The sequence below is a fragment of the Erwinia sp. Leaf53 genome, assembly GCF_001422605.1.
Classification (GTDB): Bacteria; Pseudomonadota; Gammaproteobacteria; order Enterobacterales; family Enterobacteriaceae; genus Erwinia.
Genome location: NZ_LMLK01000025.1, coordinates 19752 through 32044, shown reverse-complemented (window position 1 = coordinate 32044; position 12293 = coordinate 19752). Strand labels below are relative to the sequence as shown.

Annotated in this window: 11 protein-coding genes; 7 read left to right on the top strand and 4 right to left on the bottom strand. The window is 65.2% G+C overall.

Annotated elements, in window-relative coordinates:
• The first annotated feature begins 6 nt into the window (after positions 1-6).
• The gene (gene fhuB / locus ASF13_RS19975) at positions 7-1902 is read left to right on the top strand and encodes a Fe(3+)-hydroxamate ABC transporter permease FhuB (protein ID WP_200929799.1); all 1896 of its coding nucleotides are present in this window, start codon (positions 7-9) and stop codon (positions 1900-1902) included.
• Positions 1903-2002: 100 nt separating this feature from the next.
• On the opposite strand, the gene ASF13_RS19970 is transcribed toward fhuB, so the two are convergent.
• Entirely contained in the window at positions 2003-2920 is a 918-nt protein-coding gene (locus ASF13_RS19970) for a nucleoside hydrolase (protein WP_056240662.1), read from the bottom strand.
• A gap of 188 nt (positions 2921-3108) precedes the next feature.
• Entirely contained in the window at positions 3109-3504 is a 396-nt protein-coding gene (locus ASF13_RS19965) for a hypothetical protein (protein WP_056240657.1), read from the bottom strand.
• Positions 3505-3734: 230 nt separating this feature from the next.
• On the opposite strand from ASF13_RS19965, the gene ASF13_RS25415 reads away from it, so the two are divergent.
• Positions 3735-4061: a hypothetical protein gene (locus ASF13_RS25415; protein WP_056240654.1), complete on the top strand. Its 327-nt coding sequence runs from the start codon at positions 3735-3737 to the stop codon at positions 4059-4061.
• A 55-nt stretch (positions 4062-4116) separates the two neighbouring features.
• On the opposite strand, the gene ASF13_RS19955 is transcribed toward ASF13_RS25415, so the two are convergent.
• Positions 4117-4416 carry a type II toxin-antitoxin system RelE/ParE family toxin gene (locus tag ASF13_RS19955; RefSeq protein WP_056240650.1) on the bottom strand — a complete coding sequence of 100 codons (300 nt, stop codon included), beginning with the start codon at positions 4414-4416 and terminating at the stop codon, positions 4117-4119.
• Positions 4413-4697 carry a hypothetical protein gene (locus ASF13_RS19950; protein WP_056240646.1) on the bottom strand — a complete coding sequence of 95 codons (285 nt, stop codon included), beginning with the start codon at positions 4695-4697 and terminating at the stop codon, positions 4413-4415. Before ASF13_RS19950 ends, ASF13_RS19955 begins: the two co-directional genes overlap by 4 nt.
• 189 nt (positions 4698-4886) lie before the next feature.
• Between ASF13_RS19950 and kdpF the strand changes: the two genes are divergently transcribed.
• The 5 genes from kdpF (at position 4887) to kdpD (ending at position 12201) form a co-directional block, all read left to right on the top strand.
• Positions 4887-4976 carry a K(+)-transporting ATPase subunit F gene (kdpF, locus tag ASF13_RS24100; RefSeq protein ID WP_082502391.1) on the top strand — a complete coding sequence of 30 codons (90 nt, stop codon included), beginning with the start codon at positions 4887-4889 and terminating at the stop codon, positions 4974-4976.
• Positions 4976-6661, top strand: coding sequence for a potassium-transporting ATPase subunit KdpA (gene kdpA / locus ASF13_RS19940; protein WP_056240643.1), 1686 nt, complete (start codon positions 4976-4978; stop codon positions 6659-6661). Before kdpF ends, kdpA begins: the two co-directional genes overlap by 1 nt.
• Positions 6662-6675: 14 nt before the next feature.
• Positions 6676-8724, top strand: a complete 2049-nt coding sequence (gene kdpB / locus ASF13_RS19935; RefSeq protein WP_056240639.1) for a potassium-transporting ATPase subunit KdpB — start codon at positions 6676-6678, stop codon at positions 8722-8724.
• 11 nt (positions 8725-8735) lie between these two features.
• Positions 8736-9308, top strand: a complete 573-nt coding sequence (kdpC, locus tag ASF13_RS19930; RefSeq protein WP_056240635.1) for a potassium-transporting ATPase subunit KdpC — start codon at positions 8736-8738, stop codon at positions 9306-9308.
• A gap of 217 nt (positions 9309-9525) precedes the next feature.
• A complete protein-coding gene (kdpD, locus tag ASF13_RS19925) occupies positions 9526-12201 on the top strand; it encodes a two-component system sensor histidine kinase KdpD (protein WP_056240632.1) in 2676 nt (891 codons plus the stop codon).
• Positions 12202-12293 lie beyond the last annotated feature (92 nt).

The following is a 12293-nucleotide window of genomic DNA, read 5'->3' as shown; positions in this document are numbered from 1 at the left end:
TTGCGCATGACCCCGCTGAAACTGTTTTTACTGCTGCTGCTGGCCGCGCTGGCGCTGACCGTACAGCAGCTGCGGCCGCTGCTGCAAGACCATCACAGCGGTCACCTGCTGCTGATCTACAGCTTTTTGCCACGGCTGGCCGTCAGCCTGCTGGCCGGCGGGGCGCTGGCGCTGGCGGGGCTGCTGTTTCAGCAGGTGCTGCACAATCCGCTGGCGGAACCGGCCACCCTCGGCGTGGCTGCCGGGGCCAACCTTGCCGTCGCGCTGGTGCTGGTACTGGCCCCCGGCCTGCTGGCGTTCGGGCTGGCACCGGTGGCGCTGACGGGCGCGGGCGTGACCACGCTGCTGCTGTTGCTGGTGGCGCGCCAGCGGCTGGCTACGCTGCAGGTGATCCTCGCCGGCATGGTACTGAGCCTGTACGCCGGGGCGCTCTCCACGCTGCTGGTGCTGTTCAACCACGACTACCTCAGCGATCTGTTCAGCTGGCAGGCCGGCTCGCTCAGCCAGAACGGCTGGGAGAGCGTGCGCATGTTAACGCTGCCGCTGCTGCTGTGCGGCGGGCTGAGTCTGCTGCTGGCGCGGCCGCTGGCATTAATCGGCCTGTCGGAGCAGAGCGCCGCCAGTCTTGGTGCCTCGCCGGTGCGCGTCAGGCTGCTTGCGCTGCTGATCGCCGTGGTGCTCAGCGCACTGGTCACCAGTCAGTTGGGTATTATCAGCTTTATTGGCCTGGCGGCCCCGGCGCTGGTGCGGCTGCTCGGGGTACGGCATTTCAGCCGTCAGCTGCTGTGGGTGCCGGGGTTTGGCGCGCTGCTGCTGTGGCTTATCGATCGGCTGGCGCAGACGCTCTCACCCGCCGCCGGAGACGTGCCGACCGGCGCGGTCACCGCGCTGTTCAGCGCACCGCTGATCCTGCTGCTGCTGTCGCGCCAGCGCATTATCCGTCTGCCGCAGGCGGCGGAGACGGTGCCCGCCTGCGGGGCGTCGCTTAGCGCCGGGCGCGTTATTCTGTTAGCTGGCCTGCTGCTGCTGGCGGTCGGGCTGTCGCTGGGCTGTAACCGGCAGATAGCGGACGGCCTGCTGCTGGCGTGGCGCTGGCCACGGATGGTCGGGTCACTGGCCGCCGGTGCCATGCTGGCGGTGGCCGGGGTGCTGGTACAACGGCTGACGCGCAACCCGCTGGCCAGCCCGGAGCTGCTCGGCATCAGCAGCGGAGCCTCACTGGCGGTGCTGCTGCTGTTTATGCTGGTCAGCCAGCCGCTGCCGCTGCTGTTTCCGGCGGCGGCGGCTGGCAGTCTGCTGGTTACGGCAACCATTCTGTGGCTTGGCGGGCGTAACGGGTTTCAGCCGCAGCGGCTGGTGCTGACCGGGCTGTGCATCACCAGCATCAGCGGGGCGTTAACCAGCCTGCTGATGCTGAGCGGCGACCCGCGCGCGCTGCAGCTGCTCAGCTGGAGTACCGGTTCTACCGCCGGTATCAGCGCGGCGGCGGCGGTGACGGGGCTGGTGCAGGCGCTGCTGCTGATCCCGCTGGCGCTGCTGTTGCGCCGCGTGCTGCAGCTGCTGGGACTGGGCGCGGCAACGGCCCGCACGCTGGGCGTGAATCTCAGGCAGGGTACGTTACTGATTCTGCTGCTGGCGGCCGCGCTGACGGCGGCCGGCACCCTGCTGGTCGGACCGATCAGTTTTGTCGGCCTGATGGCACCGCAGCTGGCGCGCTACAGCGGCGCGCGCAGCGTGGCGGCGCAGACCGGGCTGGCGGCGCTGCTGGGGGCCACGCTGATGGTGCTGGCCGACTGGCTGGGACGCAATATCGCCTGGCCGTGGCCGGTGTCCACCGGTATCGTCTGCGCGCTGCTGGGGGCACCGTGGTTTTTATGGCTGCTGCGGCGCGTACAGGCTTAGCGTTACGCCACGCAAGTTGCTCCGCTGCTGCATCTGATGTTGCTGGTGCTGGTGCTGCTGCTGGCGCTGCCGATATTGCAGCTGTCGCGCAGCAGCAGGTTTACTGGCGCAGCGCCGCCATAAAATGCGCTTTCACGTGCTCGGCCTCAACGGTGAGGCACAGCGACTGCGGGCGGCAGCCGGCAAACGGGTCGTCCCGCGTTGCCGGGCTGTTAAGCTGGCGCAGCGTCTGCCCGCGGTTAATGCGGTCGGTGACTACCCGTACCGGTGACGTGGTGACGCCAAACCATTCCGGGTGGTTCAGGTAAGCGATGGTCAGGGTATCGTGCAGCGCCATGCCTTCGACACCGTGCTGTTTGCTGTAAGCAAGGTAGCCCTGAGAGATGGTGCTCAGCACCGGATGGTTCAGGCTGCGAATATCGTCACCGCTGACGGTGACCTCCAGCGTCACGTCCAGCGGCAGCATCACTACCGGAATAGCCGAGCTCAGCACCTGGTCGGCGGCGTGCGGGTCTTTCCAGATATTAAACTCGGCAAAGGGCGTGACGTTGCCGCTGTGGCCGTGGCTGCCAAAGGCGCCGCCCATCACCACCAGCCGTTTAATCTGCGGGATAATATCCGGTGCCTGATTGATCGCCACGGCGATATTGGTCAGCGGGCCGATCGCCACAATAGTCAGCGCATCCGGATTATCGCGCACGCTCTGGATAATAAAGTCGATGGCGTTTTCTGCCGCGCCGCTCCACGGGTTATCAAACACCCCGCCCAGCCCGTCTGCGCCGTGTACGTCCCAGGCTGACGGGGTCGGCAGGTGGGCCAGCGGCCGCGAACTGCCGCGGTACACCGGCACATCGAGGCCGATTTTATGGCTGAACAGGCGGGCGTTACGCACCGCCTGCTCTACGGCGACGTTACCAAATACGCAGGTGATGCCGAGGATGTCACAGCTTTTCGCGGCATAAGCGAGGGCAAAGGCATCGTCGACGCCGATGTCGGTATCAAAAATAATCTTTTCCATCAGACACTCCTTATCCTGAAACGGGTAGATCGTGCGGGCGTACGCCCGCATTACGCGGCGACAGAGCAGGCTGGCCGCAGAGGTAAATAAACCGGGTTGCAGCTCAGCCGCCAGCCCCGACGCGTCTGCCTGCAGGCCAGCTCAGCTGCCAGCACTGGCCCGCCTGCCAGCTCAGCCGACGGGGCCGGCTAGCCGGTCAGCAGCGTTTGCAGCGCCTGCATATCGCGCTTCACCCACTCCAGCTCCTGCGCGTAGCGTTCATCTGACAGTAACGGCTGGCGGAAGACGGTGATCAGCACCTGTGAACCCTGTTCGTTGGCGACGATGCGCATCGGCACAAAGATCTCTTTGCTGTAACCGCCGTCGATCCAGTGATCCATAATGCAGAACGGGTTGTGATCGGTGAAACGCACCTTAACGGCCCCCTGCGGCCCCTGACCCTTCCAGCTGTTGCCTTCCTGCACCAGCGGCCCCTGGCTGAGTCCGGACGCCCAGCGCGGGAAAAACTCCGGCTTCCAGATGGTTTCGTACAGATCCACCCAGTTACGGTGGATGGCCAGGCTAAGGGTTTGTGAGGACAGCATAAAACCTCCGTTTGGTGATCAGCAGCCGATTTAAGCACCCCGCAGAGGGCAAGAGAAGCCTTTGCCCCACGCATATCTCCCGATCGCGACACAGCTCGCACTTTCGCATGGCGAATTCCCCGTCCGATAACGGCTTGCGTTCAGTCATACGCTCCGCCTGTAACAGTGTGTTGCCGCACGGCTGACCACTTCCGGGCTGCCCGCGTGTGAATAAAAATCAGGAGAACTCTGTGAAGCAAGGGGATTTCGGGCGTCTGCTGCTGCTGGCCGCCATCCGGGGCGCCAGCTTTATGTTTATGCGCGTGGCCACGCCGGTGTTTGGTTCGGTGAATACCGCCTTTTTACGCGTCCTGTTTGGCTGCCTCAGCCCGCTGAAAACGCTGACCGTGACCTTCCTGATCCCGCCGTTTGGCGTGCTGTGGGGCTATCTGTTCCTGGGCGAAACGCTCTCCGGCGGCTTTATCAGCGGCGGGCTGGTGATTATCGTTGCGGTGTGGCTGGTGACCGGCGGGGCAAAACCGGCAGCGCAAATCCGTGAGCTGAACAGCAGGTCCTGAGCCGCCGCTGTCAGTTTCAGGAGGTGGACGTGAAGCGCTTTCTGCCGGATTTCCGTTAGCGATAAAAATCGGCCACCCTGCGCGAGGTGTGCAGTACGCGCAGCACTGCGATCTGCTGCGCTTCAATCGCATAAACCATAATAAAGGAAAAATGGACAACGGTTAACCGGCGGCGGTGTTCACCCGCTACGGTGGCAACACCCATGAGCGGGTTCTCTGCCAGTAAACGGCTCATGGAGATGAATTTATCATCGGTCTGCTGAGCAATCTGAAACCCAGCTTCACGGTTAAGGTAGCGAAAGATCCCTTCCCGGTCAGCCAGCGCCGACGTTGCCCAGCGGACGGTGAAATTCACAGCTCCCCCTTTGCTGCCAGCGTCTTCAACCGATCCATATGGTTATTAGCCTCTTCATCACTGACAAACTGCGTCTCGCCACCATCGTAACGCTCAAAGGCCTCAGCGATCTGCGCTTCCAGCCAGCGCTCATGGCTTTCGGCCTGATATGCCTGCTCTTCGGCAGCCAGCTGTTCCGCGCGCTGGCGCATCAGCTCAGTCAGGCTGATATTCAGCCGTTCTGCAGCCTGCATAGCCAGGCGTTTGGTGGCTTCATCAATCCGGAAATGGATAGTCGGCATCGGGGCGATCCTTTGTGGTGTCATTTGTGTTGTCATTATGTCTCCTTTTTCCGCCACCGGCAGCGTAAATTTCAATCGTTCTCTCAGCGTTTTTATACTTTTTTTACGCCCCGCACCTGCATTTTTACATCAACTTTGCACGCCGCTCGCAACAATAGCTGCAACGTAAAACGCCTGTGGAGGTGTGTTGTGAGCGCTGCTGTAATTACCGGCATGGTGCTGGTGTCTGGGCTGTTGGCGTACCTGGTGTACGCACTGATCAATGCGGAGGCATTCTGATGGCCGCTTCTGCCTCTTTACTGCTGGCCAGCTATCTGGTCCTGCTGCTGCTGCTGGCCCGCCCGTTAGGGAAAGGGCTGGCACGGCTGATTGACGACCGGCCGCTGGCCGGTCTGGCGGGCGTTGAGCGCATGCTGTGGCGGGTCAGCGGCGTGGGCCCTGACGGTATGCACTGGACCCGCTATCTGCTGGCGATCCTGCTGTTTAACGCCGGCGGGCTGCTGCTGCTGTTTGTGCTACTGATGAATCAGGCCAGCCTGCCGCTGAATCCGCAGCAGCTGCCGGACCTCCGCTGGGACCTGGCGCTTAACACCGCGGTCAGCTTTGTCACCAACACCAACTGGCAGGCCTACGCCGGGGAAAGCACCCTGAGCTACTTCAGCCAGATGGTCGGCTTAACCGTGCAGAACTTCCTCTCTGCCGCCACCGGTATCGCCGTGGCCTTTGCGCTGATCCGCGGTTTTACCCGGCGCGCGCTGGCCGATCTCGGCAACGCCTGGCGCGATATCACTCGCATCACCCTCTGTGTGCTGCTGCCGCTGTCGCTGATTATGGCGCTGCTGCTGGTCAGCCAGGGGGTGATTCAGAACCTGCACGGCTATGTCGACCTGACCACCCTGGAAGGGGCGAAGCAGACGCTGCCGATGGGGCCGGTGGCCTCGCAGGAGGCGATCAAAATGCTCGGCACCAACGGCGGCGGCTTCTTTAACGCCAACTCGGCGCACCCCTTCGAGAACCCGACGATCGTCAGCAACCTGATCGAGATGCTGGCGATCCTGCTGATCCCGGCCGCGCTCTGCTTCGCCTTCGGCGACGCGGTGGGCGACCGTCGTCAGGGCCATATGCTGCTGTGGGCGATGTCGCTGATGTTTATCGCGGCGGTGGCGCTGGTGATGTGGGCCGAACTGAACGGCAACCCGCACCTGCTCAGCCTCGGCGCGGACAGCGCCAGCAATATGGAGGGCAAAGAGGCGCGCTTTGGCATCCTTAACTCCAGCCTGTTTGCGGTGATCACCACCGCTGCCTCCTGCGGCGCGGTCAACGCCATGCATGACTCCTTTACCGCGCTGGGCGGCATGGTGCCGCTGTGGCTGATGCAGATCGGTGAGGTGGTGTTTGGCGGCGTCGGGGCCGGGCTGTACGGCATGCTGCTGTTCGTGCTGCTGGCGGTGTTTATCGCCGGGCTGATGATCGGCCGCACGCCGGAGTTTCTCGGCAAAAAAATCACCGTCTGGGAGATGAAGATGACCGCGCTGGCGATCCTCGTCACCCCGTGCCTGGTGCTGCTCGGCACCGCGCTGGCGATGATGACCGACGCCGGGCGCAGCGCGATGCTCAACCCGGGGCCGCACGGCTTCTCCGAAGTGCTGTACGCCGTCTCCTCGGCGGCTAACAACAACGGCAGCGCCTTCGGTGGCCTCAGCGCCAGTACGCCGTTCTGGAACCTGCTGCTGGCGTTCTGCATGCTGGCTGGCCGCTTCGGCATCATTATTCCGGTGCTGGCGATTGCCGGATCGCTGGCGCTGAAAAAAGTCCAGCCCGCCGGCTCCGGCACGCTGCCGACCCACGGCGCGCTGTTTGTCGCGCTGCTGATCGGCACCGTGCTGCTGGTCGGTGCGCTGACCTTTATCCCGGCGCTGGCCTTAGGGCCGGTGGCGGAACATCTGCAGATGCTCAGTCGTTAAGGGCGGAGAAAACCATGAGTCGTAATCAACAGGCACTGTTTGATGCTGCGCTGCTGCGCGTCGCCCTGCTGGACGCGCTGAAAAAGCTCGACCCGCGCACCCAGCTGCGCAACCCGGTGATGTTTGTCGTCTGGCTGGGCAGCGTGCTGACCAGCCTGCTGGCGGCGGCGATGGCCGCAGGTAAAACGCCGGGCGATACCGCCTTCACCGCCGCTATCGCGCTGTGGCTGTGGTTTACCGTGCTGTTTGCCAACTTCGCCGAAGCGCTGGCGGAAGGGCGCAGCAAGGCGCAGGCCAACAGCCTGAAGGGCGTCACCAGGACCAGCATGGCGAAAAAACTGGCCGCGGCGAAGTACGGTGCCGCGCACCAGCCGGTGGCAGCGGACACCCTGCGCAAGGGCGACTGGGTGCTGGTGGAAGCCGGCGACATGATCCCCTGCGATGGTGAGGTGCTGGAGGGGGGCGCCTCGGTGGATGAGAGCGCGATTACCGGCGAATCCGCGCCGGTGATCCGCGAGTCCGGCGGCGACTTCTCCTCGGTGACCGGCGGTACGCGCATCCTCTCCGACTGGCTGGTGGTGCAGTGCAGCGTCAACCCCGGTGAAACCTTCCTTGACCGGATGATTGCCATGGTGGAAGGGGCAACCCGGCGTAAAACGCCGAACGAAATCGCGCTGACCATTCTGCTGGTGGCGCTGACCATCGTGTTCCTGCTGGCGACCGCCACTCTGTGGCCGTTTACCGCCTGGGGCGGCAACGCGGTCAGCGTGACCGTGCTGGTGGCGCTGCTGGTGTGCCTGATCCCCACCACCATCGGCGGCCTGCTGTCGGCGATCGGCGTAGCGGGCATGAGCCGCATGCTGGCGGCCAACGTGATTGCCACCAGCGGCCGCGCGGTGGAGGCGGCGGGGGACGTGGACGTGCTGCTGCTGGATAAAACCGGCACCATCACCCTCGGCAACCGCCAGGCGTCGCAGTTTCTGCCCGCGCCGGGCGTGACCGAAGAGCAGCTGGCCGACGCGGCGCAGCTGGCCTCGCTGGCCGATGAAACCCCGGAAGGGCGCAGCATCGTGGTGCTGGCCAAGCAGAAATTTAACCTGCGCGAACGCGACCTGCTGAGCCTCAACGCCACCTTTATCCCGTTCTCGGCGCAGACGCGGATGAGCGGGGTGAACGTCGGCGAGCGGGCGATCCGTAAAGGGGCGGTCGATGCGGTAAAACGCTATATCGACAGCAACGGCGGCGACTTCCCGGCGGCGGTGAACGGGCTGGTGGAGCAGGTGGCGCGCGGCGGCGGTACGCCGCTGGTGGTCTGTGACGGCGCGCGGGTGATGGGCGTGGTGGCGTTAAAGGATATCGTTAAAGGCGGCATTAAGGAGCGCTTTGCCGAACTGCGCCGCATGGGCATCAAAACGGTGATGGTCACCGGCGATAACCCGCTGACCGCCGCGGCGATTGCCGCCGAAGCCGGCGTCGACGACTTCCTGTCGGAAGCGACGCCGGAAGCCAAGCTGGCGCTGATCCGCCAGTATCAGGCGGAGGGGCGGCTGGTGGCGATGACCGGCGACGGCACCAACGACGCCCCGGCGCTGGCGCAGGCCGACGTGGCGGTGGCGATGAACTCCGGCACCCAGGCGGCGAAAGAGGCGGGCAACATGGTTGACCTCGACTCCAACCCGACCAAGCTGCTGGAGGTGGTGCATATCGGCAAGCAGATGCTGATGACCCGCGGCTCGCTGACCACCTTCAGCATCGCCAACGACGTGGCGAAGTACTTCGCCATTATCCCGGCGGCGTTTGCGGTCACTTATCCGCAGCTGAACAGCCTGAACGTGATGCGGCTGCACTCGCCGGACTCGGCGATCCTGTCGGCGGTGATCTTCAACGCGCTGGTGATCGTGTTTCTGATCCCGCTGGCGCTGAAGGGGGTGAGCTATCGTCCGCTGAGCGCCGCCGCGCTGCTGCGCCGCAACCTCTGGCTGTACGGCGTCGGTGGGCTGCTGGTGCCGTTTATCGGCATCAAATTGATTGACCTGCTGCTGACCGTCAGCGGCCTGGTGTAAGAGGAACCCTTATGAGTCAGTTACGTCCTGCCCTGATTTTACTGCTGCTGCTGACGCTGGTCACCGGCGTGTTCTATCCTCTGTTAACCACCGCGCTGGCGCAGTGGCTGCTGCCGCTGCCGGCCAACGGCTCGCTGATTGAGGTGGCCGGAGAGACGCGCGGCTCGGCGCCGATCGGCCAGAACTTTGTCCGCGCCGACTATTTCCACGGCCGCCCGTCGGCGGCAGGTGACGCACCGTACAATGCGCTGGCCTCCTCCGGCAGCAACCTGGCGGCCAGCAACCCGGCGCTGGACCAGGCCATCGCCGGGCGGGTACAGGCGCTGCGGGCGCAGAACCCGCAGGCGGAAGGCGCGATCCCGGTGGATCTGCTGACCGCCTCCGGCAGCGGGCTGGATCCGCAGATCTCCCCGGCGGCGGCGCACTGGCAGGCTCCACGGGTGGCGGCTGCCCGCCAGCTGCCACTGGAGCAGGTGCAGCAGCTGATTGATGCACATACCGTGACGCCGCGCCCGGCCTTTATCGGCGACCCGGTGGTCAACGTGCTTGAGTTAAATCTGGCGCTGGATAAGCTGACGCACTGACGCACTGACGCACTGACGCACTGACGCACTGACGCACTGACGCACTGACGCGCTGACGAGCAGGCTCAACCAGGCTAACCGTGCAGGAAGGGGTGAGCAGGCGGATCATGGTCGGCTCAGTGGCGCGCTCTGCGCAATCCAGCCGGTGCGGAACGGTATGTTCAGTGCGCTGCCAGCATAGGAAGATCACCCTTTGACAGGGGCTAACAGGATGACGATGAACGATGACATTCAGCGCCCCGATCCGGACGCGCTGCTGCGCCAGACGGCGGAGAGCCGGCGCGGCAAGCTGAAAATTTACTTCGGTGCCTGCGCCGGAGTGGGGAAAACCTGGGCGATGCTGCAGGAGGCACGGCGGCTGCGGGCGCAGGGGCTGGAGGTGCTGGTCGGCGTGGTGGAAACCCACGACCGCCCGGAGACCGCCGCGCTGCTGGCCGGGCTGACCCTGCTGCCGCGCCGCGCGACCGCACATCAGCGGCACGCGGAGTTCGATCTGGACGCGGCGCTGGCGCGCCATCCGGCGGTGATCCTGATCGATGAACTGGCGCACAGCAACGCCCCCGGCTCGCGCCATCCTAAACGCTGGCAGGATATCGACGAGCTGCTCGACGCCGGCATTGACGTGATGACCACCGTCAACGTGCAGCACCTGGAGAGCCTGAATGACGTGGTCGGCGGCGTCACCGGCATCCGCGTGCGCGAAACGGTGCCGGACCCGTTTTTTGACGCCGCCGATGAGATCGTGCTGGTGGATCTGCCGCCGGACGACCTGCGCCAGCGGCTGAAGGAGGGCAAGGTCTATATCGGCACCGGGGCGGAACGGGCGATCGAGAACTTTTTCCGCAAGGGCAACCTGATCGCGTTGCGCGAGCTGGCGCTCAGGCGCACCGCCGACCAGGTGGACGACCAGATGCGCGCCTGGCGCGACGGCCAGGGGCCGGAGAAGGTCTGGCACACCCGCGACGCGATCCTGCTGTGTATTGGCGACGACAGCGGTAGCGAGAAGCTGGTACGTACCGCCGCCCGGCTGGCGGCGCGCCTCGACAGCGTCTGGCACGCCGTGTATGTCGAAACCCCGCGCCTGTGGCGATTGCCGGAGGTGAAACGTCGCGGCATTCTGCGCACCCTGCAGCTGGCACAGGAGCTGGGCGCGGAAACCGCCACCCTCTCCGACCCCAGCGAAGCACATGCGGTGCTGCGCTACGCCCGCGAACATAACCTCGGAAAAATTATCACCGGCCGCCGCCCCTCGCGCCGCCCGTGGCGCGAGCGCTTTGCCGACCGGCTGGTCGCGCTGGCTCCCGAACTGGATATTCTGATTGTCGCCCTTGATCAACCCGCGACGGACGCGGCGCGGCCGCCGACCGCGGGCGTTCCCGCTGCGGAATCGCGCTGGCCTGGCCGGCTACGCGGCTACGCGGCGGCGGCGCTGCTGTGCGCGGGCGTGACGCTGGCCGGGCTGTGGCTGCTGCCGGGGGTGGATTCCGCCAACCTGGTGATGGTCTATCTGCTGGCGGTGGTGATCGTCGCGCTGCGCTGGGGACGCTGGCCGTCGGTGCTGGCCACGCTGCTGAATATCGTCGCCTTTGACCTGGTGTTTGTGATGCCCACCGGCACTATGGCGGTCTCCGACGTGCAGTACCTGGTGACCTTTGCGGTGATGCTGGCGGTGGGGGTGATCGTCGGCAACCTGACCGCCGGGGTGCGTTACCAGGCGCGGGTGGCGCGCTACCGCGAGCGGCGGGCACACCATCTGTATGAGCTGGCGAAAGGCTTAAGCCGGGCGCGCAGCCCGCGCGATATCGCGGCTATCGTCCAGCGCAGCGTGGAGAATACCCTGCAGGCGCGTGGCGAGCTGTGGCTGCCGGACGCGCAGGGCGAGCTGCAGGCGGTGGGGGAGCCACGGCTCAGCGCCCAGCCGGAGCGCGCCATCACGCGCTGGAGTTTTGACAAAGGCCAGCCCGCCGGGGCGGGAACCGACACCCTGCCCGCCGTGCCCTGGCAAATGCTGCCGCTGAAAAGCGCCACGGAAACCCTTGGCCTGCTGATTCTGGAACCGGTCAACCTGCAACAGCTGATGATCCCCGAGCAGCAGCGGCTGGTGGAGACCTTTACCGTGCTGGCCGCCAACGCGCTGGACCGCATCGCCCTCGGCCAGCGCGAGGCGGCCTCGCGGCTGGCAGCGGAGCGCGAACAGCTGCGCAACGCGCTGCTGGCGGCGCTGTCGCACGATCTGCGCACCCCGCTGACCGTGCTGTTCGGCCAGGCGGAGATCCTGACGCTGGATCTGGCCAGCGAAGGTTCGCCGTACGCGCCGCAGGCCAGCGCGCTGCGCGCCCAGGCGCTGAACACCGTGCGGCTGGTGAATAACCTGCTGGATATGGCGCGGCTGCAGTCCGGCGGCATCCTGCTGCAGCGCGAATGGATGGCGCTGGACGAGCTGATCGGCAGCGCCCTGCGCCAGCTGGCTCCGGCACCGGGCAGCGCCGACATCCTCCTCGATCTGCCGCCAGAGATGCTGCTGATTGAGGTGGACGGCCCGCTGATGGAGCGGGTGCTGGTCAACCTGCTGGAAAACGCGCTGAAGTATGCCGGAACAGGGGCGACGATCGGTATTCGCGCCACGCAGCCCGTGCCGCAGCAGCTGCAGCTGGAGGTGTGGGACAGCGGACCGGGCATTGCCGACGGCCAGCAGCGGATGATTTTTGAAAAGTTCTCACGCGGGGATAAAGAGTCAGCGGTGCCGGGGGTCGGTCTGGGCTTAGCGATCTGCCAGGCGATCGTCACCCTGCACGACGGCGAGATCCGCGCGGAGAACCGGCCTGAGGGCGGGGCGAGGTTTCTCATTACTCTGCCGCTGAGCGAACCGCCGGCGATTGCGGATTATGCGTAGCAGTACGCAGGATGGAAATTTCGGCCTGAAACAGGATTGTCACCGGCGGGAGGAGTGAGTAAATAGTGATACGCAATCCACGGAGCAGGAGC